Source organism: Ruegeria sp. CDSC068 (assembly GCF_059610545.1).
On sequence record NZ_JBXWNV010000009.1, the window covers coordinates 175,934 to 198,163 of the forward strand.

The following is a 22,230-nucleotide window of genomic DNA, read 5'->3' on the forward strand; positions in this document are numbered from 1 at the left end:
TGTTTCGAACTAGCCCAAAATACCCGGCAGGCGCAGCCCATGGGCCCGCGCGCAATCCTTGGCAATGTCGTACCCCGCATCCGCGTGACGCCAAACGCCCGAGGCCGGGTCATTCCAAAGAACCCGCTCCAACCGCCGGGCGGCATCTTCGGTGCCATCTGCACAGATCACAACACCCGCATGTTGGCTAAAGCCCATCCCGACGCCACCACCGTGATGCAGAGACACCCATGTCGCCCCGCTCGCCGTATTGATCAGCGCATTCAGCAACGGCCAGTCGCTGACCGCATCCGAGCCATCCAGCATCGCCTCAGTCTCGCGGTTGGGGCTGGCCACAGACCCCGAGTCCAAATGGTCGCGTCCGATCACCACCGGCGCCTTTAGCTCGCCATTGGCGACCATCTCATTGAACGCCAGCCCAGCCCGGTGTCGGTCACCCAATCCAATCCAGCAGATACGCGCAGGTAGACCCTGAAACGCGATCCGCTCTTGCGCCATGTCGATCCAGCGATGCAGGTGCTCATTCTCGGGGAACAGTTCCTTCATCTTGGCATCGGTTTTGTAGATGTCCTCGGGGTCGCCCGACAGAGCACACCAGCGGAACGGGCCGATGCCTTTGCAAAACAGCGGGCGGATATAAGCGGGTACAAAGCCGGGGAAGGCAAAGGCGTTCTCAAGCCCCTCATCCTGAGCGACCTGCCGGATGTTATTGCCGTAATCCAGCGTCGGAACGTCCGCGTTCCAGAAATCCACCATCGCCGCGACATGCTGCTTCATCGAAGCGCGAGCGGCTTTTTCCACCGATTTAGGGTCTGTTTCACGCTTTTCGCGCCACTCTCCCATAGTCCAGCCCAATGGCAGATAACCGTTAATCGGATCATGCGCGCTGGTTTGGTCGGTGACGATATCAGGACGCATCCCGCCCGCCTGCATCCGAGCATAGATCTCGGGGAAAACCTCTGCCGCATTGCCCAGCAGACCAACCGACTTCGCTTCGCCAGCCCTGGTCCAGCGGTCAATCATCTCCAGCGCTTCGTCCAGCGTTTCGGCCTTTTCGTCGAGGTATTTGGTCCGTAGGCGGAAATCGATGCTGTCCGGGTTACACTCAACAGCCAGACATGAGGCGCCTGCGAACACGGCCGCCAGCGGTTGCGCGCCGCCCATTCCACCCAGACCTCCGGTCAGAATCCACTTGCCTGTCAGGTCACCGTTGTAATGCTGACGCCCCGCTTCGGCAAAGGTCTCATAGGTGCCCTGAACGATACCCTGCGTGCCGATGTAAATCCACGAGCCAGCGGTCATCTGGCCGTACATCATCAGGCCCTTCTTATCGAGCTCGTTGAAGTGATCCCAGGTCGCCCAATGTGGAACGAGGTTGGAATTGGCGATCAGCACCCGCGGCGAATCCTTGTGCGTGCGGATGATCGCGACCGGCTTGCCGGACTGGACGATCAGCGTTTCGTCTTCCTCCAAATCCTTCAGACCGGCAACAATAGTGTCGAAATCCTCCCACGTGCGGGCCGCGCGACCGATACCACCATAGACCACCAACTCATGCGGGTTCTCGGCCACATCCGGGTGCAGGTTGTTCATCAGCATCCGCAGCGGGGCCTCGGTCACCCAGCTTTTGGCGTTCAACTCGGGGCCGGTCGGTGGATAGATATCGCGGGTGTTTTTGCGCGGATCGCTCATTTCTGGGCTCCTTGTCTGGTCAATTCGCCCGAGAGGGCAAGATCGTTGATGCGGGTCAGCATAGTTGTCAAATGGGGGCGCAGTTTCGCAGCGCGGTCCTCGCGCCATGTCCACGGGGGTGTCTCGTCCATGTAAGCCCGCTGCGCGATCTCCATCTGGATGGCGTGTATGCCATCAGAAGGGCGACCATAGTGGCGGGTGGTCCATCCCCCGCGAAACCGGCCATTCAGGACCGAAGTGAAACCTTCGGCCTTGCTCGCCACGTCGTGCACGGCTTGCTCAATGGCCGTGTCGCACGTCAGCCCATCATTGGTTCCAGTGTTGAACACCGGCAATTCGCCTTCGAACAGAAACGGGATCAGCGACCGGATCGAGTGGCAATCAAACAGGATCGCCATGCCGTGCCGGTCCCGAACGCGGCTCAGTTCATCCAGAAGGGCAGCGTGATAAGGTGCGTGGTATTTGCGCCGTCGATCTTCGACTTCATCCTCGGATGGTGATTGCCCGTCATTCCAGATCTGCTGCCCGTCGAAATCGGTCAGAGGCACAAGGGTGGTGGTATTCTGGCCCGGATATAGCGAGGCCCCGAACGGATCACGATTGGCGTCGATGACGTAGCGATGAACATGCGACTGCACGACCGTGACATCATCCAATATCCCCTTATAGAGCCTATTTATGTGCCAGTCCGTATCCGCCATACCGCGCCCGTTGTCATTCAGACGGACCGCTGTTTCGTCTGGCACATAAGTTCCGCCATGAGGCTGGCCCAGCACAATGGGACCTTCCCCGCGCTGAACGCTGAACACCTGCATCAGAACAGCCCCGGCATCTGGGCACCCACTGCCCCAAGGATGTCACCCTCAGCCACCAAGCACTTGGATGTTTCCAGATCGGGTGCCAAATAGCGGTCTTCGTTCAGTGTTGGGATCTCTGCCCGTACCCTATCCATGACCCGTTGCAACGGTTCGCTGGTTGCCAGCGGTGCGCGGAACTCCACCCCCTGAGCGGCGCAAAGCAACTCAACACCAAGAATGTAGTTCAGGTTTTCGACCATCCGCGTCAGACGCCGCGCACCATGTGCAGCCATCGACACGTGATCCTCCTGGTTGGCCGAGGTCGGTGTACTGTCAGTCACGCAAGGATTGGCAAGGTGCTTATTCTCGCTCATCAAGGCGGCGGTCGTGACTTCGGCAATCATCAGACCTGAGTTCAGGCCGGGATCAGGCGTCAGGAACGGCGGCAGATCAAAGCTGAGCGTCGGGTCGACCATCAAGGCAATGCGCCGCTGCGCAATCGCGCCGACCTCGGACACCGCCAGTGCAATCATGTCTGCGGCAAAGCCAACGGGTTCGGCATGGAAGTTCCCGCCTGAAACGATGGCACCCGCCTCAGTCAGAACCAGCGGGTTGTCGGTGGCCGCGTTCGCCTCGATCTCAAGCGTGGTGGCCGCTTGGCGCATGACATCCATGGCCGCGCCGGTGACCTGCGGCTGGCATCGGATGCAATATGGGTCCTGAACGCGCGTGTCGCCGTCCCGGTGGCTTTCGCGGATCTCGGACCCGGCCAGTGTGGCACGCATGGCGCTGGCGGCTTCGGTCTGGCCGCGGTGCCCACGCAGGGTATGGATTTCGGGTTGCAAGGGCGCAGTCGATCCCATGATCGCATCCGTCGACAGGGCCGAGATGACCAGCGCGCTTTGCGCTGCACGCCAGGCTTCGAACAGACCGGCCAGCGCAAAGGCAGTCGAGAATTGCGTGCCGTTGATAAAGGCAAGCCCTTCCTTAGGACCGAGTTGAATAGGCTCTAATCCAACCGATTTTAGCGCTTTCCCCCCCGGCAGGATGGTTCCGTCAACCTCGGCTTCACCTTCGCCGATGACTACGGCTGTCATATGCGCCAGGGGCGCAAGATCGCCCGAGGCCCCGACCGACCCCTGCGCGGGAATAACCGGGGTCACGCCCATGGCCAGCATCTGCTGCAACAGGTCGATCAGCTCCCAACGCACACCCGATGCTCCGCGTCCGAAGGACAACAGTTTTAGCGTCATCATCAGCCGGGTCACACGGCGTGGCACGGCCGAACCAACGCCGCAGCAATGGCTGAGGATCAGGTTGCGCTGAAGGGTCGAAGTATCCTTTGCCGCGATCTTGTGGCTGGCCAGTTTTCCGAACCCGGTGTTAACGCCATAAACCGGGTCTTCCCCGGCCGCAGCTTCGAGAATGCGTTTGGCTGCAGCCTCCACCTTGGGTTTGCACCCGTCATCCAGCGATACTGCGGGCTGCGACCAATACACTTCGGACAGATCCGACAGCGTGACCTGACCGGGCACAAGCGACAGGGTCTTCATTACAAACCTCCGAAAATGCGGGCGTGCAGCGGGTTGAAGCCGATCCGATAGGACAGCTCGGCTGGGTGCGTGATGTCCCATACCGTCAGGTCCGCGCGGTTGCCTTCAGTTATTGTGCCAGTGTCGGTCAGGCCCAAGGCTTGCGCCGCATTGCGGGTCACGCCAGCCAATGCCTCTTCCGGCGTCAGGCGGAACAGGGTGCAAGCCATATTCATGGACAGCAGAAGCGACGTCAGAGGAGACGAGCCGGGGTTACAATCCGTCGCCAGTGCAATCGGCACCCCATACTGGCGCAGCAGTTCAACCGGCGGCATCTGTGTTTCGTGCAAAGTATAGAACGCCCCCGGCAGCAGCACACCCACGGTTCCGGCCTGTGCCATGGCGGCCACGCCAACCTGGTCCAGATATTCGATATGATCTGCCGACAACGCCCCGTAAGAAGCCGCCAGGGCTGCCCCTCCGAGGTTCGAAAGCTGCTCTGCATGCAACTTGACCGGAAGGTTCAGTTCTTTCGCCACATCGAAGACCTTAGCGATCTGAGACGGATCAAAGGCGATCCCCTCACAAAAGCCATCAACGGCATCCACCAGCCCCTCTTCATGCGCCAAACGCAGAGTCGGGATGCAAACATCGCGAATGTAGGTATCAGCGCGCGCCTGAAACTCAGGCGGCACCGCATGTGCTCCTAGAAAACTTGTTTTCACTCGCACCGGGCGCACTTGGCCGATCCGGCGCGCGACGCGCAGCATCTTGAGCTCTGTGTCGGTGTCCAGACCATAGCCCGATTTGACCTCGATGCACGACACGCCGTCGGCCATCAGGGCGTCCACTCGCGTCAAGGCATCCTCTAACAGGGCCTCTTCGCTGGCCGAACGGGTCGCTGTGACAGTCGACAGAATTCCACCACCTGCGCGCGCGATCTCTTCATACGAGGCACCATTCAGACGCATTTCGAACTCGACCGCCCTGTTGCCACCAAAGACGACATGGGTGTGGGCGTCGATTGGCGCCGGCGTTATCAGCCGGTCGCCATAGTCCGCGGTCGGCCAGTCAGAATAGTCAGCAGGCAGTGCATTCCGAAGCCCGATCCAGGCAATTTTCTCACCATCAACAACAAGTGCTGCGTCCTGAACTATCCCATAAGGTTCGGCACCATCGTCCATGGTCGCCACCCGCGTGCTCAAAAGGACAGATTTTTTGACCATATCGATTCTTTTGGGCTCCCTTTGTCGTTAGATTTTTCGTATACGTATAAAAGTTTAAAGTCTACACAAAATGGAAATGCGATGACCATCCATGCGAAAACGGCTTTATTAGGCTCTGATTGGATCAGAAACTTGCGGGTAGAAATCGCGCACGGTCAGATCCAAAGCTTGGAATCACAAGCGACCGCGCGATCCGGAGACACACAGGTTGATGTCTTGCTGCCAGCCTTGGGAAACCTGCACAGCCACGCCTTTCAGCGCGCGATGGCCGGTATGACAGAAGTGCGCGCCGCCGGGCGCGAGAGCTTTTGGACCTGGCGCACTCTGATGTACCGGTTCCTGGACAGATTGACGCCGGATCACGTAGAGCCCATTGCCGCTTTGGTCTATCTGGAGATGCAAGAGGCCGGATATGCCTCGGTCGGTGAGTTTCACTATATCCATCATCAGCCGGGCGGCGGGCGCTACGACCACGTGTCGGAACTGAGTCAGCGCATATTTGCTGCGGCCACCCAAACTGGAATCGGTTTGACGCACCTTCCGGTTCTCTACACCTACGGCGGTGTCGAACAACAACCCTTGGCGGGCGGTCAGCTACGCTTTGGCAATTCTGTGGATCAGTTTCTGAACCTGGTCGAGGAATGCCGTTTAGCTCCACCGCATGCGGATTCTGTGATCGGTATCGCCCCGCATTCTCTGCGGGCAACATCGCCTTCGGATTTGCGCAAGGTTCTGAATGCCACTCCTGATGATCCCGTCCACATCCACATCGCCGAACAGCTGAAAGAAGTGGCCGATGTAGAGGCCGCGCTTGGACAGCGGCCGGTCGAGTGGCTGTTGGACCATGTCGACGTCGATGACCGGTGGTGCCTTATCCACGCAACTCATATGACCGATGCCGAAACACGCGCCGTTGCGCGTTCGGGCGCCGTTGCCGGGTTGTGCCCGATTACCGAGGCGAATTTGGGCGACGGTATTTTCAACGGTGCAGTTTATGTCGAAGAAGGTGGTCGCTTTGGCGTGGGATCAGACTCTAACGTAAGGATTTCTTTGCCTGAGGAACTGCGGACTTTGGAATATTCCCAACGCCTGCGGGACCATGCGCGGACGGTTTTGGTCAAAGACGAAGGCTCGGTCGGCCAGGCGTTGTATACAGGGGCCGCACAAGGGGGCGCGCAGGCATTGGGACGAAATACCGGGGAAATCGCTGTCGGCAAGCTGGCCGACCTTGTGGCGATCGACCGATCTCATCCCACGATCTGCGCACTAACTGACGAACAGGTGCTGGACGGTCTGTGCTTTGCAGCACCCGATGGATTGGTAACCGATCTTTGGTCAGCAGGGCGCCACATGGTGCAGCAAGGCCGCCACATTGAACGGGATCGGATCATTCCCGCGTACCGGTCGGCGATTGCCGATCTTTTGGCTGACGTCTAAACGCACCTATTCAGGTAACTAGAGGCACCATGACCCAATCTAACGAAACCACCAGCTACAGGGACATCAAGGAAACCGTGCTGGCACGCATTCGGTCGGGTGAGTGGCAGCCGGATTCGCTGCTGCCCAACGAGCAGGACCTGGCCGTCGAATTCTCGTGCACCAGAACGACCGTGAACCGCGCAATGCGAGAGCTGGCGGACGAAGGGTTTCTGGAGCGTCGCCGCAAAGCCGGTACACGGGTTCTAAGCGCGCCGCAAAGGCAGGCCCGTTTCACGATACCCAAGGTGCGGGACGAGGTTGAGGCGTTGGGCGGAATCTATCGCTATGCGCTGGTCTCGTCTGTTGCCGAGCGAGCGCCCGATTGGCTGTGCGCAAGACTGGCGTTGAAACCGGACCAACACGTGATGCATGTTCGCTGCATGCATTTTAACGGCAATACTCCGTTTCAATACGAAGACCGGTGGATCGTCATAGACTCGGTTCCGCAAGTGGCAAATGCGGACTTCGCCTCAATAGGCCCAAATGAATGGCTTATTCAGACCGTTCCCTTCACCAATGTCGAACTGAGTTTCCTGGCCAGCCGCGCCGATGAATCGGTGGCCGCATTCCTGGACCTGCCCATCGGTGAGCCGGTGTTTACGGGCGAACGGATCACATGGCTTGAGGGCCAGCCTGTCACCTTTGCAAAGATGTACTTCGCCGCCGGGTACCGGATGACCACTCAGTTCTGAGCTGACCGCGATTTCTGCTTTACCGTGCCCCTAATCCACGCCAGATTCAGCGTATTCTGATCCTGCGCGAAGGAAATATGGGATGGGTAACCCACTCTATGATCGGTTGTTTGGCATCCATGCAGGCAAGGATACACCTTTCCTTCTTCTGCCCGACGGCCAGACCATTACCCACGCGGCTTTTCTGGACACGGCAGCCCGAATCGCTAACGCTTTGAACGGGTACGAGCTTGAGCCCGGAGACCGAGTTGCTGTTCAGGTGGAAAAGTCACCAGAAGCGCTGGCGCTCTACGCGGCTTGCGCGCAAACCGGGCTGATCTTTTTGCCGTTGAACACGGCCTACACATCCGGCGAGCTTTGCTATTTCATCGAAAACAGTGGGGCTGCGCTGGTGGTTTGCGATGCCGCCAAACAAGCGGAACTGACGCCCATTGCCGAGGCGCAAAACGCCAGGTTAGAGACGCTCAACGCAGATGGGTCGGGCAGCTTGATGCGGCGGGCATTGGGTATGCTTCCTGCCTTCGAACCAGTCAAGCGAACCGAAGGTGATCTTGCCGCATTCCTCTACACCTCTGGCACGACCGGGCGCTCCAAAGGTGCGATGCTGACGCAAGCCAACCTGCTGTCCAATGCCGAGACGCTGGTGGACGAATGGCGGTTTACGCAAGATGATGTGCTGCTGCACGCCTTGCCGATCTTTCATACCCACGGGTTGTTTGTAGCGGCGAACGTTATTCTGGCCTCGGGCGGTTCGATGATCTTTTTGCCGAAGTTTGATCTGGATGATGTCCTGCGCCTGATGCCCAATGCGACCTCGATGATGGGCGTGCCGACCTTCTACACCCGATTGCTGGCGGATGATCGGTTCACCGGTGATCTGGCGCAGCACATGCGGTTGTTCATCTCGGGTTCGGCCCCCCTGCTGGCTGAGACCCATGAACGGTTCGAGGACCGGACCGGACACCGCATCCTTGAACGCTATGGTATGACGGAAACCAATATGAACACCTCGAACCCCTATGACGGTGAACGTCGCGCAGGAACTGTCGGGTTCCCGCTGCCGGGTGTCGAACTAAAGGTAACCAACCCTGAAACCGGCAAGGCATTACCGCAAGGCGAGATAGGAATGATCGAAGTGCGCGGACCAAACGTCTTCGAAGGTTATTGGCAAATGCCCGAAAAAACCGCTGCGGAATTGCGCGAAGACGGGTTCTTTATCACCGGTGATCTCGGACGCGTGGACGTGGATGGTTACGTACACATCGTGGGACGCGGCAAGGACCTGATCATTTCGGGCGGGTTCAACATCTACCCCAAAGAGGTCGAACTGGTGCTGGACGACCAGCCCGGTGTGCTGGAAAGCGCCGTAATTGGCGTGCCACACGCTGATTTCGGCGAAACCGTTCTGGGTATTCTGGTTGCAGAACCGGGCCGAGCGCCTGACCTTGATGCCATTATGGCCAGCGTTCAGAACCAACTGGCGCGGTTCAAACACCCCAGCCAACTGATCGTGCTGAATGAGCTGCCCCGAAACACTATGGGGAAAGTGCAAAAGAACGCCTTGCGCGAGCTTTACAAAGATATGTTTACCGCGGATTAGGCTCTAACGGGACCCGGCCGGCGTCCGTCAGCAACCAGCACTGACGCCCTTCGAACACGGCTGTGGCCAGTGGTCGACCATAACCTGCCCCTGCGTCCAGATTGACACGATTGCCGCAATGCTCCGCCGTATCCACGGGTGTGTGCCCATGCACGATCAGCCAAGGGTACGGGCTGGATTCGATTAAGAACTCTTGTCGTATCCAAACCAGATCATCCTCGGATTGCTGCGCCAAGGGGATACCAGGTCGGATGCCAGCGTGAACGAACAATAGCTCACCCTCTTGATGATAGGTTGGCAAAGCATTGATAAAGTCCAAATGTTCCGGCGGCACAGCGGCGCAGGCCCGTTCGTGAACCTGAAAGATCCGGTCATTGTCCGTGACCTCGACACCGTAGGATGCCAGCGTCTCTTGGCCCCCAAGCCGGGGATTCAGCCAGTTCAAAGTGATCGGCAACTGCTTGTCTGCGATCTCGCAATCCTGCACGAAACGGACCATCATCCGGTCATGGTTGCCTTTGACCATGACCCAGTTCCGCCCCGCCTTGCGCCCTTCGATCAGCAGATCCAGAACCTCCCGGCTGTTCGGGCCACGATCCACATAGTCCCCAAGAAAGACAACACGCGCATCCGGCCCGCCATCCGCCTCGATCCGGGATAGCGCGTTTTGCAGCATGCCCATTTGGCCATGGATATCGCCGACTGCGTAAATTGGGATGCTCAAAACGCTACCTCTTGGAATATGTCAGTCACTTTGTGCAACAACTCGGTTGCAGAAAAAAGACAATGCCCGCACATTTTTTGCACGGGCATCGCCAAGGTCACAATTTTCGGACAGAATCTTATGCTACGTCAAATTCCAGCGGTTTGATCTGAGTGAATAGCCCCGTTTCCGCCAGTTTCGCCCGCGCTTCGGCCGGAACAGGTTCGTCCACGTACAGCAAAGCAATCGCTTCTCCGCCCGCTTCGGCACGGCCCAGCGTAAAGTTAGCGATGTTCACGTCGTTCTCGCCCATGGTCTGACCCAGCGCGCCGATGATGCCCGGAACGTCTTCGTTGGTGGTATAGAGCATATGGGCACCGACTTCGGCGTCGATATTGATGCCTTTGATCTGGATAAAGCGTGGTTTGCCATCGCTGAAAACCGTACCCCCGATCGAGCGTTCGCGCTTATCGGTTACTACAGTCACCTTGATGTAGCCGTCAAAGACACCGGTCTTGTCCTGATTGGTGGTCGATAGCTGAATCCCGCGCTCTTTCGCTACAACCGGGGCTGACACCATGTTCACTTCCGGGTTGAATTTTTTCATGATCCCGGCAACCACGGCGCAGTTCAGAGCAGCCAGGTTCATCTCAGCCGCGACACCGTCATACAGGATGTTGATTGCCTTAACCGGTTCATCGGTCATCTGACCAATGAAACTACCCAGGTGACCGGCCAACTTGATCCATGGACCCATGACCTTGGCTTCTTCGGCAGTGACGCTGGGCATGTTCAGCGCGTTTTCCACCGCGCCAGTCAGCAGATAGTTCGAGATTTGTTCAGCCACCTGCAGGGCAACATTTTCCTGCGCTTCGGTCGTTGCAGCACCAAGGTGTGGCGTGCAGACGACGTTCGGCAAGTTGAACAGCGGGTTGTCCTTTGCCGGTTCTTCTTTGAACACATCAAACGCGGCCCCTGCGACATGGCCGGATTGCAGCATCTCGGCCAGCGCCTCTTCGTCGACCAGACCACCACGGGCGCAGTTGACGATGCGTACGCCGGGCTTGGTCTTGGCCAGGTTTTCACGGCTCAGGATATTGCGCGTCTGGTCGGTCAGCGGCACGTGCAGTGTGATGAAATCGGCGCGGGCCAGCAACTCGTCCAACTCGACCTTTTCGACGCCCATCTTGGCGGCTTTCTCTTCGCCGAGAAAGGGATCGTAGGCGACGACCTTCATTTTCAGGCCCAGCGCACGTTCACAAACAATACCGCCAATGTTGCCCGCGCCAATGACGCCGAGGGTCTTATTGGTCAGCTCGATGCCCATGAATTTGGTTTTTTCCCATTTGCCTGCATGGGTCGACGTGCTGGCCTCGGGGATTTGACGCGCAACGGCGAACATCATCGCAATTGCGTGTTCGGCGGTGGTGATCATGTTGCCAAACGGCGTGTTCATGACGATCACACCTTTTTTTGACGCGGCATCCTTGTCGACATTGTCGGTGCCAATACCAGCGCGACCGATCACTTTTAGATTGTCGGCTTTTTCCAGCAAGGTCGGCGTAACCTTGGTGGCCGAACGGATGGCGAGACCATCATACTGGCCAATCAGCTCGGCCAGCTTGTCCTTGTCCTTGCCCAGATCGGGCATGAAATCCACGTCGATGCCGCGGTCGCGGAATATCTGCACGGCGGTTTCGCTGAGTTTGTCGGATACGAGTACTTTGGGGGCCATGTTTGTGGTCCTTGAATGTCATGAAAAATCCGGGCCTGAGACGGCCCGGTAAAAAGGGTCAGGCAGCTTCTGTCTGCGCCGCGATCTCGGCCTCAAAGGCCCATGCCAGCCAGGGCAACATCGCCTCGATATCCGAGGTTTCAACCGTGCCACCGCACCAGATGCGCAGGCCTGCGGGTGCGTCTCGGTAGGCGCCGATATCCAATGCGATATTCTCAGCCTCAAGCCGCTTGGCCACAGCTTTGGCGAATGTCGCACCGTCCTGAATGCGTGTGTCGGTGAACTTCAGGCAGACCGAAGTGTTCGACTGTGTCGCCGCATCCTCTGCCAGATTGGCGATCCAGTCGTTTTGGCCGCAGAACGCGTGAACCGCACCGGCATTGGCATTCGCACGGGCGATCAGGCCCTGCAAACCACCAACCGAGCGCGCCCAGTCCAATGCGAACAAGTAATCTTCGACCGCCAGCATCGAGGGCGTGTTGATCGTTGCACCGGTAAATATACCGTCGATCAGCTTGCCGCCCTTGGTCAGGCGGAAAATCTTGGGCAGGGGCCATGCGGGGGTGTAGCTTTCCAGCCGCTCCACTGCACGGGGGCTCAGGACCAACATCCCGTGCGCCGCTTCACCGCCCAGCACTTTCTGCCAGCTAAAGGTGGTCACATCCAGTTTGTCCCAGGTCAGGTCCATCGCAAACGCAGCCGAGGTCGCGTCACAGATCGTCAGACCCTGACGGTCATCCGCGATCCAGTCGCCATTGGGAACCCGGACGCCCGAGGTGGTGCCGTTCCACGTAAAGACAACGTCATTGGCAAAATCAACCGAGGCCAGATCAACGAGCTGACCATAATCCGCCGTCTTCACCTCGGCGTCGATCTTCAGCTGCTTGACGACATCCGTCACCCAGCCGGAACCAAAGCTTTCCCAGGCCAACATCTCGACCTTGCGTTCGCCCAACAGCGACCACAGGGCCATTTCGACCGCGCCGGTATCCGAGGCGGGAACGATCCCGATCTTGTAATCCGCAGGGATGCCCAGCACCTCACGCGTACCTTCGATCGCGGCCTTCAGCTTGTCCTTGCCGACAGCTGCACGGTGCGACCGGCCCAGCGCGGCATCGGCCAGTTTGGTCAGATCAAATGTGGGGGGTTTGGCGCAGGGGCCTGAGGAGAAACGCGGATTTGCCGGCCGCGTCGCCGGTTGTTTAATGCTCATGTGTATTACCCTTACAGATACACGCCCCTCGTTGGGGAGGGGTGTCCCACAGACAGAGCTATTGCCTCGAACGACGCCCAGCAAGCGGAAAAGACGCATCGGGTGCCAAAAACGACACCCGATTATGTGCGTATCTGGAACGCGGGTTTCCTATCGGCATCAAGACGAGAGGCGCACAGTCTCTCCGGTTTCCAATGCCTGTTGCGCCGCCAAACCGATGCGCACGGCCCAAAGGCCATCGTTCAGGGTGACGTCAGGTTGTGCCTTTTCGCCTCGTAGAACAGCTAAGAACCCCTGATGTTGGTAGAAAGTTGAACCATTGTGGTCCCCGGCGGCCAACAGGCGCGGATCGACGGGTATTTCTTTGGTGACCGGACCTTTTGGGGAACGTGGGCTGACAATGATCTGCGGGACCGGCGGCGTGCCAAGATGCTCCGGCCAGAACCGCCCCGGCCCCGGCACCAACGCTTCGATTTTGGCGTCTGGCCCAACGGCCGAGATTTCCTCTTGATACCGTGATCCTTCGGCAAACATGCACAGCTCTAGCATCGCACGCGCGCCCGAGGCGAAGTCCACGATGACATAGCCATGGTCAAGGATATCGGGCGCTTCGCCCTCATAGGTCTCGTCCAGATGGTTGACCGCCTGCCCGCCGCTGGCTGTAACGCGAACCGGATCGGATTGCAGGATCAAACGCATCAGGTCGAAGAAATGGCAGCATTTTTCGACAAATGTGCCGCCCGTGTTGCGATTGAACCGGTTCCAGTTCCCGACTTTTTCCAGAAACGGAAACCGATGCTCGCGGATCGACAGCATCTTAACGCCGCCCGTGGCCTCTGCCTCGGCAATCAGCGCGGCAATGGGCGGCATATAGCGGTATTCCATCGCAACCCAGATCGGGTGCGGATAATCACGCTGCAGCGCCTCAAGCCGCGCCGCATCCACCGGATCTGTGAAAAGAGGTTTCTCTACCAACAACGGCAACGGGCGCGTCCGGGCAATCTCTTCGATTTGATCCACATGCAGGTGGTTGGGGCTAACGATGACGACGCAGTCCAGATCGTCGACCGCAAGCAATTCTTCGACCGAAGACACCATCACCGCGTCAGGCGCAATCGCCTGCGCTGCCTTCGCCATCTCGGCGTCAGGCTCAAAAATCGCTGAAACGCGCGTGTCGTCCAGCAGGGCAATATTGTGCAGGTGTTCCTGCCCCATCATACCGCATCCGATCAGCCCGTAGTGAATGGTCCGGGTCATGCGCAGTTCCTTTTACTTCAGTCGTTGGACATAGGTGGCTCGATCCGGGTCGAACCATGTTTTTGAAAACTCAACCGGTTTTGGTTTTTCCGACCAGCTGAACCGTTCGATGTAGCCAACCGTTTCTCCGGCTGGCCTGGTGAAATCAGGGGGCGTCCAATCCGGCAACATCCCGAGGGAAACCCTGTCTTCCGCACGCGTGATCCAGAACCCCAACTGGTGCTGGTAGTACCGATAAAGCGAGTCGGACAGCAGCTGTCGATCAATCAAACCAGCGGACTCATCCAGCCAGATTTCTTCAACCGCGATAATTGTATCATTCAGGTAGCGCATTCGACGCACCCGCGATCCCATGTCCGATGAACCAAAGCGCGGCAGGTCCACAGGCTTTTTCAGGTGGTCGACCGAGAGGATATCTGCCCGCGGCAACCCACCCCCCTCGGGCAGTTCAAGACGGAACATCGCATAGACGCTGTTCTGTGTTCCGGTCTCGCGTACGTAATTCCCTGATCCCTGAATACGCTCGAGCATCCCTTTTTTCTCTAGCTCAGCCAGCGATTTTCGCAGGGTCCCTACCGATACCTTCAGTTCCGCGGCAAGGTCCCGTTCGGGCGGCAAACGCTCACCATCAATCAGGCGACCGGCGGCGATGTCGCGGATCAAAAGCTCGGCAATCTGAACATAAACCGGCAGGGCGTTCGGGTTTCGGTTGGCAGAAGACATCTTTGGGCGCTTCACTCAGTCGCAGGAAAAATTGATACACCATTGATCTACATCAATGTGATTGCTACGCAAGAGGAAAGTCACAGCCACGCGGAGAACGAATCAGATGACCATCGTCCCCATCACCTCACCCGATCTGAATGCGGCCGAGGTTTCGTGGTTCGCGGCGCTGTGTTCGGACGATTACCAGTTTCTTGGAATGCCCGATGGTGGCCTGCGATCCAGCTGGGATCACTGTTCAGGCATCGTGAAAGAGGCCGAGGCGCAAGGGTTTAGAAACATCCTCTGCCCGTCGTCCTATCAGGTGGGGCAAGACACGCTTAGCTTTGTGGCAGGCTGCGCGCCGATCACCGACAAAATCAACATGCTGGCCGCGGTGCGCTGCGGCGAAATGCAGCCCATTATGCTGGCCCGCACCATCGCAACGCTGGATCACATGCTGCAGGGGCGTTTGACGGTCAACATCATCTCATCCGATTTCCCCGGAGAGAAAGCCGACAGCGCCTATCGCTATCAGCGTTCACGCGAAGTCGTGGAAATCCTGAAACAGGCGTGGACGCAGGATGAGATCAATCATGCGGGCGAGGTCTATAACTTCTCAGGGCTGACGACCGATCCGGCGAAGCCATATCAGACCGGCGGCCCATTGCTGTATTTTGGTGGTTATTCCCCATCCGCTCTGGATCTGTGTGGCGAGCATTGCGACGTCTACCTGATGTGGCCCGAGACCAAGGATCAACTGGCCGAACGGATGAAAGCCGTCCACGCGGTTGCCGAGAACTACAACCGCACACTGGATTACGGCCTGCGCGTGCACATGATTGTCCGCGATACCGAGGCCGAAGCGCAGGAATACGCCGACTACATCGTCTCAAAACTGGATGACGAATACGGTCGCGCCATCCGTGAGCGTGCTTTGGATTCGACATCACTGGGCGTCGCTCATCAGGCCAAAAACCGCGATCTGGCGGATGAATATGGCTATGTCGAACCCGGCCTTTGGACCGGCGTTGGCCGCGCACGGTCGGGGTGCGGCGCAGCACTGGTCGGATCGACCGATCAGGTCATGTCCAAGATCGAAGAGTATCAGAAGATGGGCATCCGCGCCTTCATCTTCTCGGGCTATCCTCACATGGACGAGGCCCGCCATTTTGGCAGCCGTGTTATGCCTAACCTGAAAACCTGTTCCCTTCCCGAAGCTTACGGAAGGGTTCCCGCAAATACCCCGGCCACCCCGCTGGGCAATGGAGTTCGCCGCTGATGCAACGTGTAAAACTATCTGACTCGCTGGACATGAGCCGCCTTGTCTATGGCATGTGGCGGCTGGGCGATGATACGGATACATCGGCAGACCATGTCGAGGCCAAGATTCAGGCCTGTCTGGATCAGGGCATCACCACCTTCGATCAGGCCGATATCTATGGCGGATACGCAGCAGAGGCCGTTCTGGGCAATGCCTTGCGCGCAAATCCAAGCCTGCGTCAGCAGATGGAAATCGTCACCAAATGTGACATCGTCGCGCCGATGGGTCGGTATGCGGACGCCAAGTGCAAATACTATGACACCTCGCGCGCGCATATCCTGAAATCGGTTGAGACATCGCTGTCCGAAATGGCCATCGATCATATCGACTTGCTGCTGATTCACCGCCCCGATCCATTCATGGATCATCACGAAACAGGTGCCGCGCTGGACGAAGTTGTCGCCAGCGGCAAGGTCGGCGCGGTTGGCGTGTCGAATTTCCGCCCATGGGACTGGAGCCTGCTGCAATCGGCGATGAAAACCCAATTGGTGACCAACCAGATCGAGATTTCTCTGGGCGAAATCGGCCCCTTCACCAACGGTGATCTGGCGTTTCATCAGCAGCATGGCCAGCCGGTGATGGCGTGGTCACCCTTGGGTGGCGGGTTGCTGATGGCTGGAAACCCTCCGGTCGGGGTTGTAGCGGACGAAATCGCTGAGGAATTCGGCGTGGATCGCGCCGCCGTGGCGGTGGCGTTTCTTCTGGCCCACCCTGCAGGCATTCTTCCAGTCTTGGGCACCAACAATCTGGACCGGATCAAGCGCATCTCTGACGCGCTGAAAGTCAATTTGGATCGCGAAAGCTGGTACCGCCTGTATGAGGCGGCACTGGGGCATGAGGTACCATGATGAATGCAATCTCAAAGGACATGACCCGCACATTCGTTCCCCACAGGGACGATACCCGAACCTTGCGCGACGCTTTTGGTCGTTTTGCCACCGGTGTCACCGTTGTCACCTGTGACAGCACGGACGGGCCGGTTTGCATCACCGCAAACAGTTTCTCGTCCCTTTCGCTGGACCCACCACTTGTCATGTGGGCGGGCGATCGCAACTCGCGCCGGTTCCGTTATTTCCAAGAAGCACGGCATTTCAGTGTTCACGTCCTTTCAGCGGAACAGGCCGAGCTTTGCTTTGGATGCTCGAAAGACGCGTTTGCGCTTCAGGATATCGACCACGAGCGCTGTGAAAATGGAACCCCGCTGCTGCCCGATTGTCTGGCCCGTTTCGAATGTGAGCAACACGCTTATCACGACGCTGGCGACCACGTTATCGTTATTGGAAAGGTCCTGCGTGCCAGTATGGCGGACGGAGACGCATTGACCTTCTACGCCGGAAAGCTCGGCCAATTCGCGCACCAGTAAGCGCGGAATAACTGTCGCGGTGGAAACCCGCGGCTGAAAAGGGAGGATCCGCATGGGCGGATTGACGTCGGTGCTTGCACCGATCGCGTTTGTTAATGAAACCGTGCTGCGATTGGGCCGCGCGGTTGGTGTCGTTGCGATTGCGCTTATGGTGATCGCGATCCTGATTCAGGTGTTTTTCAGATACGTTCTGGGCAACGCGCTGCCTTGGCCGGATGAGGCCGCTCGGTTCTGCATGCTATGGATGACCGGCCTGATGGCCCCCACGGCATTTCGGCGCGGCGGGTTTGTCGCTATCGACATGGTGCCCCTGATGCTGCCGCGAGGGGTTGGGCAAACCCTGAACATCCTGCTGCTGCTGGTTTCGCTGGCCGTTTTGCTGGTGGCCGTCAAAATCGGCTGGTCCGAGGTCACCGGGTTTGGCGGCAAGTTCGCCACCGCTGCGCTGTATCTGCCAACGTCCTTTGGGTTTGACGAGTGGTACCGCATTCCGCGCAGCTGGATGATGGCCTCACTGTTGGTTGGGGTCATCCTGCTGATTTCAGTCAATATCGAGCTGATCTTGCGCGCCGTCGTGACCCTGTTGGGCGGCGGTCATCTGCTGCCGGACATTGCCGATGCACCTGTGGGGGCCGAATAGATGCTGATATGGTTCCTGCCCACATTTCTGGTGTTTCTGCTGATCGGCCTGCCGGTCTTTTTTGCATTGCTGGCTGCACCAGGCATTCTTCTGTGGTTGAACGGTCAGACGGCCGACATCACGCTGCTGTATCGCAATGTCTATAACGGCATGGACAGCTTTCCGCTGATGGCCATCCCCTTCTTCATGCTGGCCGGAGAGTTGATGAACCGCGGCGGCATCACAATCCGTCTGGTTGAGTTCAGCCAAGCCCTGATGGGCCATTTTCGGGGCGGTCTGGCGCATGTAAATGTGCTGAGTTCGATCCTGTTTGCCGGGCTGTCAGGCTCAGCCGTGGCCGATACGTCGGCGCTGGGTTCAATGCTGATCCCAGCGATGGAAAAACAGGGCTATACCCGCAAGTTCGCCGCCGCGATCACGGCGGCCAGTTCCGTGATCGGACCGATCATTCCACCATCAGGCATCATGATCATCTACGCCTATGTCATGGGCGAAAGCGTGGCCGCTCTTTTTCTTGCCGGCATCGTACCCGGCGTGATGGTCGGCGTCGGCTTGATGCTGATGATCAAGGTGATGGCCGACAAATACGACTTCCCCGTCGCCAGCCGAAAATACACCTGGGGCGAGCGCCGTCAGGCCAGCCTCAAAGCGTTCTTCCCCCTGCTGACACCTGTCATCATTCTGGGCGGTATTCTGGGTGGTATCTTCACCCCAACCGAGGCCGCGGCGGTCGCTGTCGGCTATGCGTTCCTCATCGGCTTTTTTGTCCTGCGCACGCTGACGCTGAAAGAGGTACCTGAAATTCTCAGCAATGCGGGTCTGACCTCGGCCGTCGTTTTGTTGCTGGTCGGCGCGGCGATGGCCTTCAAAACCGTGGTCAGTCTCAGCCATGCGCCCGAACAACTGGCCGAGTTGATCCTCAGCCTGTCAGAAAATCCGCTGATCCTGCTGTTCCTGATCAACCTGCTGCTGTTTGTCGTCGGCATGTTCCTGGACGCAGGACCGGCGATCATCATCCTTGGCCCGATCCTTGCGCCGATCTTCACCAGCCTGGGCGTCGATCCGATCCACTTTGCCATCATCATGAGCGTCAACCTGACCGTTGGTTTGGCCACGCCGCCCATGGGTTTGGTCCTGTTCGTGGCCGCCGCCGTGTCGCGCGAAAAGGTCGAGACGATCGCCAAGGCGATCCTGCCGTTTCTGGCCGTCGAAATCATAGTGATCTTCCTGATCACTTATATCCCCGCACTATCCATGACGATCCCGAGAATAACGGGATTTGCAAACTGACTGAGTATCACAGGGAGGAAACGCATGCTCGGAAGATTTATCAAAACAGCAGCCTTAGCGACGTCGCTGGTTGCCGCAACCGCCATTGCGGCCACTGCGGCTGACTACACGCTGCGCGCGACCGCAAACTCAAACGAAAACGACGAGGATTATGACGGCCTGATCGTCTTCAAGAACTATGTCGAGGCGGCCTCAAACGGCGCGATTGAGGTGGAGCTGTTCATCGGTACGCAACTCTGTTCGAATGGCGCCGAATGCCTGCAGGGTGTGGCTGATGGCACAATCGACATCTACATCTCCACCTCTGGTGGCGCGTCGGGCATCTTCCCATATGTGCAGGTTCTCGACCTGCCCTACCTGATGGCGGATGACCGCGTGGCCGAGCGTGTACTATCTGGTGATTTCACCCGCACAATGCGCGAGATGGCGCTGGAGGATTCCGGCGGTGCGATCCGCCTGATGACCATCGGCAATACCGGTGGCTGGCGGAACTTCGCGAACACGCAACGCCGGATCGCAGAACCTGCCGACATGGAAGGCCTGAAAATCCGCACCGTGGTCGCCGACCTGCCTCAGGAACTGGTCAAGGCTCTGGGCGCGTCGCCCACCCCGATCCCGTGGCCGGAACTGTTCACCAGTTTCCAGACTGGCGTTGTTGAGGGATCCAAGAACGGCATCACCGACATCATGGGCATGAAGTTCCCTGATGCGGGCCTGCAATACGTCACGCTGGACGGCCACGCCTACATGGGTGCACTGTGGTGGATGAATAATGCCAAGTTCCAGGAGATGCCCGAAGAACTGCGCCGTGTTGTGGTGGATGGGTTCTATGCCCTGCAGCAAGCGACCTTTGCATCGCCCAAGCGCAAGTCGATCCAGGCCTATGAAGATTTCGTCGCAGGTGGTGGTGATCTGTACGTTCCAACTCCCGAACAGAAAGCCGCGTTCAAAGACGCAGCGACACCAGTTTACGAGTGGTTCCAGTCCAACGTGGCCCGTGGGGATGAGATCTTTGCCGCGCTGACCGAGGCCGTGTCCATCGCCGAAGGTGAGATCAACGCATCCCGCGATGCGGACCTGAACTAAGTGAAACTCGGTCGGGCCATTGGCCCGACCCCCTTACCGAAACGGGTACATCCACCCTTTGTAGTCGTTAACTAGAACATGCGCTTTTTCGATTTGTTCCGGCGACATTTTTTTGACCACTTCCTCAAGGCTGATCGCCGCATCGGGATCGCCGCCAATAGCGCTGAGCGTGTACCACATGTAAGCCCGCACCAAATCAGGCGCGGGCATGCCAAGGCCCAATTCATAATACCAGCCGACGCCGGATTGCGCCCCCGGATGCCCTTTCATCGAGGCGCGCAAATACCATTCAAACGCCCTTTCATAGTCTTGCTCGACGCCCAGCCCAAGGCCGTACATCACGCCAATCAGTTCCTCTGCCTCGGCATTGCCCGATCGGGCAGCGGGCATCAGTTCCTCGCGCGCGGCCTCGAACGCGCCGGCCTCCATCATGTCACGGGCCTGCTCCAGTTCGGCCAGCGCCGGGGTCGCAAGACAGCAAAGGGCAAATACAAACTGGCGCATGGGGCTGTTTTCCTTTTCGTCGGTGCGGCGGCGGCGCAGGAATTACCGCGCCCGCTGACGGATGATGATTTTATCCCCTTTGATATGGAACAGGCCACTATCGGTCATCAACTGTTTTACGATCCGATCCTGTCCGGCAATCAGAACATCACCTGCGCCCATTGCCATCACCCGGATTTCGGCACGTCCGACGGGTTATCGCTGGGTATTGGCGAGGGTGGTCAGGGGCTCGGCCCAGACCGAACCCCTGGTACCGGAGCGGAAAAAATCCTCAAACGTATTCCGCGCAATTCGCTGGGTCTATGGAACCTTGGGGCAAAAGACATTCATACGGTATTCCATGATGGCCGCCTGAGTATTTCAGACGTGTATGGCAACGGCTTCAATTCACCTGCGCAGGAATGGTTGCCTGACGGTCTGAATTCGCTGCTGGCCGCGCAAGCGCTGTTCCCACTGACCTCGCAATTCGAAATGGCCGGGAATGTCGCCGAAAACCAGGTCACGGGCGCGGTCCATGATCGCATCGACAAGGGTTGGCCGATTTTGGCAAAACGCGTCCGCACCGATCCGCGCTATGGCCCGGCAATGGTCGCCGCGTTTGACGAGGTCGAGACGACCGAAGACATCTCGATCACACAAATCGCCAACGCGCTGGCGGCGTTCATGGCCACCGAATGGCGCAGCACCGACAGCCCGTTTGATCGGTATCTGGCCAGGGACACAAATGCCCTGTCGCCGGCCCAACAGAACGGAATGAACCTTTTCTACGGAAAGGCGCAATGCTCTGACTGCCATTCCGGCCCGCTGATGTCCGATCAGAAATTCCACGCTCTGGCCCTGCCACCCTTTGGTCCCGGTCGTACCCGGCAGTGGGACCCTTATGTTCGCGACGTGGGCCGGATGGGCGAAAGTGACCGGCTTGAGGATGCCTATCGCTTCCGTACTCCGATGCTGCGCAACGTGGCCTTGACCGCACCTTACGGCCACAACGGCGCCTTTCCTGACCTTGAAAGCATGATCCGCCATCACCTGGACCCTTTGGCCAGTTTCGCAAACTGGGCACCCGAAATGGCGCAATTACCCAGTGTACCATGGCTGCAAAAGGCAGATTTTGTTGTTTGGCAGGACCAGTTTGAGATGCAGCGTGTGCGCAGTAAGATCGACATCGCTCCGGTGAAACTATCACAAACGGAAATCAGCAGCCTTGTCTCGTTTCTGCACGCCCTGACCGGGGCCAGCGTGGACACGCCACCCTTTGGCGTACCCGTTGACTTCGCACCCTAAGAAAAACCCCCGCTTTTCAACGGGGGCTTTGATTTTACTCAGCGGCTTCTTCGTAAGCGTCCATTGGGGGGCATGTGCAGATTAGGTTTCTGTCGCCATATGCGTTGTCGA

The 22,230-nt window shown here is 58.3% G+C and carries 20 protein-coding genes; 10 read left to right on the forward strand and 10 right to left on the reverse strand.

Annotation, left to right across the window (positions count from 1 at the left end):
• Window positions 1-9: 9 nt before the first annotated feature.
• Genes hutU through hutI form a run of 4 tightly spaced genes read right to left on the reverse strand, consistent with a single transcriptional unit; the run spans window position 10 to window position 5,247 of the window.
• Window positions 10-1,692 carry a urocanate hydratase gene (hutU, locus tag AC2FID_RS18065; RefSeq protein WP_496782885.1) on the reverse strand — a complete coding sequence of 561 codons (1,683 nt, stop codon included), beginning with the start codon at window positions 1,690-1,692 and terminating at the stop codon, window positions 10-12.
• On the reverse strand, window positions 1,689-2,507 hold the full coding sequence (hutG, locus tag AC2FID_RS18070) for an N-formylglutamate deformylase (protein ID WP_496838044.1): 819 nt from the start codon (window positions 2,505-2,507) through the stop codon (window positions 1,689-1,691). The genes hutU and hutG overlap by 4 nt, the downstream gene beginning before the upstream one ends.
• Complete coding sequence (gene hutH, locus AC2FID_RS18075) at window positions 2,507-4,042, reverse strand: histidine ammonia-lyase (protein WP_496838046.1); 1,536 nt, start codon at window positions 4,040-4,042, stop codon at window positions 2,507-2,509. The genes hutG and hutH overlap by 1 nt, the downstream gene beginning before the upstream one ends.
• Entirely contained in the window at window positions 4,042-5,247 is a 1,206-nt protein-coding gene (hutI, locus tag AC2FID_RS18080; RefSeq protein ID WP_496838048.1) for an imidazolonepropionase, read from the reverse strand. The genes hutH and hutI overlap by 1 nt, the downstream gene beginning before the upstream one ends.
• Before the next feature lie 81 nt (window positions 5,248-5,328).
• Here hutI and AC2FID_RS18085 point away from each other — a divergent pair, with 81 nt between their 5' ends.
• The 3 genes from AC2FID_RS18085 (at window position 5,329) to AC2FID_RS18095 (ending at window position 9,018) form a co-directional block, all read left to right on the forward strand.
• Window positions 5,329-6,684: a formimidoylglutamate deiminase gene (locus AC2FID_RS18085; protein WP_496838050.1), complete on the forward strand. Its 1,356-nt coding sequence runs from the start codon at window positions 5,329-5,331 to the stop codon at window positions 6,682-6,684.
• A gap of 29 nt (window positions 6,685-6,713) precedes the next feature.
• Window positions 6,714-7,418 (forward strand): histidine utilization transcriptional repressor HutC, encoded by a 705-nt coding sequence (gene hutC / locus AC2FID_RS18090; RefSeq protein ID WP_496838052.1) that lies wholly within the window; start codon window positions 6,714-6,716, stop codon window positions 7,416-7,418.
• A gap of 82 nt (window positions 7,419-7,500) precedes the next feature.
• On the forward strand, window positions 7,501-9,018 hold the full coding sequence (locus AC2FID_RS18095; RefSeq protein WP_496838054.1) for a malonate--CoA ligase: 1,518 nt from the start codon (window positions 7,501-7,503) through the stop codon (window positions 9,016-9,018).
• Here the strand turns inward: AC2FID_RS18095 and AC2FID_RS18100 are convergent.
• The 5 genes from AC2FID_RS18100 to AC2FID_RS18120 form a co-directional block, all read right to left on the reverse strand.
• A complete protein-coding gene (locus tag AC2FID_RS18100) occupies window positions 9,005-9,742 on the reverse strand; it encodes a metallophosphoesterase family protein (RefSeq protein ID WP_058272632.1) in 738 nt (245 codons plus the stop codon). The genes AC2FID_RS18095 and AC2FID_RS18100 overlap by 14 nt on opposite strands.
• 118 nt (window positions 9,743-9,860) lie before the next feature.
• Complete coding sequence (gene serA / locus AC2FID_RS18105) at window positions 9,861-11,456, reverse strand: phosphoglycerate dehydrogenase (RefSeq protein WP_496838055.1); 1,596 nt, start codon at window positions 11,454-11,456, stop codon at window positions 9,861-9,863.
• Window positions 11,457-11,514: 58 nt separating this feature from the next.
• Window positions 11,515-12,669 (reverse strand): phosphoserine transaminase, encoded by a 1,155-nt coding sequence (locus AC2FID_RS18110; RefSeq protein ID WP_496838057.1) that lies wholly within the window; start codon window positions 12,667-12,669, stop codon window positions 11,515-11,517.
• Between the two features lie 159 nt (window positions 12,670-12,828).
• Window positions 12,829-13,926, reverse strand: coding sequence for a Gfo/Idh/MocA family protein (locus AC2FID_RS18115; protein WP_496838059.1), 1,098 nt, complete (start codon window positions 13,924-13,926; stop codon window positions 12,829-12,831).
• A 12-nt stretch (window positions 13,927-13,938) separates the two neighbouring features.
• Window positions 13,939-14,649: a GntR family transcriptional regulator gene (locus AC2FID_RS18120; protein ID WP_496699515.1), complete on the reverse strand. Its 711-nt coding sequence runs from the start codon at window positions 14,647-14,649 to the stop codon at window positions 13,939-13,941.
• A 106-nt stretch (window positions 14,650-14,755) separates the two neighbouring features.
• Between AC2FID_RS18120 and AC2FID_RS18125 the strand changes: the two genes are divergently transcribed.
• The 6 genes from AC2FID_RS18125 to AC2FID_RS18150 are packed head-to-tail and all read left to right on the forward strand — an operon-like array spanning window position 14,756 to window position 20,331.
• Entirely contained in the window at window positions 14,756-15,910 is a 1,155-nt protein-coding gene (locus AC2FID_RS18125; protein ID WP_496838061.1) for an LLM class flavin-dependent oxidoreductase, read from the forward strand.
• On the forward strand, window positions 15,910-16,800 hold the full coding sequence (locus AC2FID_RS18130; protein WP_058272638.1) for an aldo/keto reductase: 891 nt from the start codon (window positions 15,910-15,912) through the stop codon (window positions 16,798-16,800). Before AC2FID_RS18125 ends, AC2FID_RS18130 begins: the two co-directional genes overlap by 1 nt.
• Window positions 16,800-17,315 carry a flavin reductase family protein gene (locus AC2FID_RS18135; RefSeq protein ID WP_058272664.1) on the forward strand — a complete coding sequence of 172 codons (516 nt, stop codon included), beginning with the start codon at window positions 16,800-16,802 and terminating at the stop codon, window positions 17,313-17,315. Before AC2FID_RS18130 ends, AC2FID_RS18135 begins: the two co-directional genes overlap by 1 nt.
• 52 nt (window positions 17,316-17,367) lie before the next feature.
• Window positions 17,368-17,955, forward strand: a complete 588-nt coding sequence (locus AC2FID_RS18140) for a TRAP transporter small permease (protein WP_058272639.1) — start codon at window positions 17,368-17,370, stop codon at window positions 17,953-17,955.
• Window positions 17,956-19,245 carry a TRAP transporter large permease gene (locus tag AC2FID_RS18145; RefSeq protein WP_058279679.1) on the forward strand — a complete coding sequence of 430 codons (1,290 nt, stop codon included), beginning with the start codon at window positions 17,956-17,958 and terminating at the stop codon, window positions 19,243-19,245.
• Between the two features lie 24 nt (window positions 19,246-19,269).
• The gene (locus AC2FID_RS18150; RefSeq protein ID WP_058272641.1) at window positions 19,270-20,331 is read left to right on the forward strand and encodes a TRAP transporter substrate-binding protein; all 1,062 of its coding nucleotides are present in this window, start codon (window positions 19,270-19,272) and stop codon (window positions 20,329-20,331) included.
• A gap of 33 nt (window positions 20,332-20,364) precedes the next feature.
• On the opposite strand, the gene AC2FID_RS18155 is transcribed toward AC2FID_RS18150, so the two are convergent.
• Complete coding sequence (locus AC2FID_RS18155) at window positions 20,365-20,835, reverse strand: tetratricopeptide repeat protein (protein WP_282120386.1); 471 nt, start codon at window positions 20,833-20,835, stop codon at window positions 20,365-20,367.
• 84 nt (window positions 20,836-20,919) lie between these two features.
• Here AC2FID_RS18155 and AC2FID_RS18160 point away from each other — a divergent pair, with 84 nt between their 5' ends.
• Window positions 20,920-22,119, forward strand: a complete 1,200-nt coding sequence (locus AC2FID_RS18160) for a cytochrome-c peroxidase (protein ID WP_496757214.1) — start codon at window positions 20,920-20,922, stop codon at window positions 22,117-22,119.
• The last annotated feature ends 111 nt before the right edge of the window (window positions 22,120-22,230 follow it).

Bases quoted from the DNA above. Each gene is read 5' to 3' on its own strand.
- AC2FID_RS18155 (WP_282120386.1), bottom strand. From the start codon at position 20,835: ATGCGCCAGTTTGTATTTGCCCTTTGCTGTCTTGCGACCCCGGCGCTG.
- AC2FID_RS18125 (WP_496838061.1), top strand. From the start codon at position 14,756: ATGACCATCGTCCCCATCACCTCACCCGATCTGAATGCGGCCGAGGTT.
- AC2FID_RS18095 (WP_496838054.1), top strand. From the start codon at position 7,501: ATGGGTAACCCACTCTATGATCGGTTGTTTGGCATCCATGCAGGCAAG.
- AC2FID_RS18140 (WP_058272639.1), top strand. From the start codon at position 17,368: ATGGGCGGATTGACGTCGGTGCTTGCACCGATCGCGTTTGTTAATGAA.
- AC2FID_RS18115 (WP_496838059.1), bottom strand. From the start codon at position 13,926: ATGACCCGGACCATTCACTACGGGCTGATCGGATGCGGTATGATGGGG.
- hutC (WP_496838052.1), top strand. From the start codon at position 6,714: ATGACCCAATCTAACGAAACCACCAGCTACAGGGACATCAAGGAAACC.
- AC2FID_RS18120 (WP_496699515.1), bottom strand. From the start codon at position 14,649: ATGTCTTCTGCCAACCGAAACCCGAACGCCCTGCCGGTTTATGTTCAG.
- AC2FID_RS18145 (WP_058279679.1), top strand. From the start codon at position 17,956: ATGCTGATATGGTTCCTGCCCACATTTCTGGTGTTTCTGCTGATCGGC.
- hutU (WP_496782885.1), bottom strand. From the start codon at position 1,692: ATGAGCGATCCGCGCAAAAACACCCGCGATATCTATCCACCGACCGGC.
- AC2FID_RS18150 (WP_058272641.1), top strand. From the start codon at position 19,270: ATGCTCGGAAGATTTATCAAAACAGCAGCCTTAGCGACGTCGCTGGTT.
- hutH (WP_496838046.1), bottom strand. From the start codon at position 4,042: ATGAAGACCCTGTCGCTTGTGCCCGGTCAGGTCACGCTGTCGGATCTG.
- AC2FID_RS18110 (WP_496838057.1), bottom strand. From the start codon at position 12,669: ATGAGCATTAAACAACCGGCGACGCGGCCGGCAAATCCGCGTTTCTCC.
- AC2FID_RS18135 (WP_058272664.1), top strand. From the start codon at position 16,800: ATGAATGCAATCTCAAAGGACATGACCCGCACATTCGTTCCCCACAGG.
- AC2FID_RS18130 (WP_058272638.1), top strand. From the start codon at position 15,910: ATGCAACGTGTAAAACTATCTGACTCGCTGGACATGAGCCGCCTTGTC.
- serA (WP_496838055.1), bottom strand. From the start codon at position 11,456: ATGGCCCCCAAAGTACTCGTATCCGACAAACTCAGCGAAACCGCCGTG.
- AC2FID_RS18160 (WP_496757214.1), top strand. From the start codon at position 20,920: ATGGAACAGGCCACTATCGGTCATCAACTGTTTTACGATCCGATCCTG.
- hutI (WP_496838048.1), bottom strand. From the start codon at position 5,247: ATGGTCAAAAAATCTGTCCTTTTGAGCACGCGGGTGGCGACCATGGAC.
- hutG (WP_496838044.1), bottom strand. From the start codon at position 2,507: ATGCAGGTGTTCAGCGTTCAGCGCGGGGAAGGTCCCATTGTGCTGGGC.
- AC2FID_RS18085 (WP_496838050.1), top strand. From the start codon at position 5,329: ATGACCATCCATGCGAAAACGGCTTTATTAGGCTCTGATTGGATCAGA.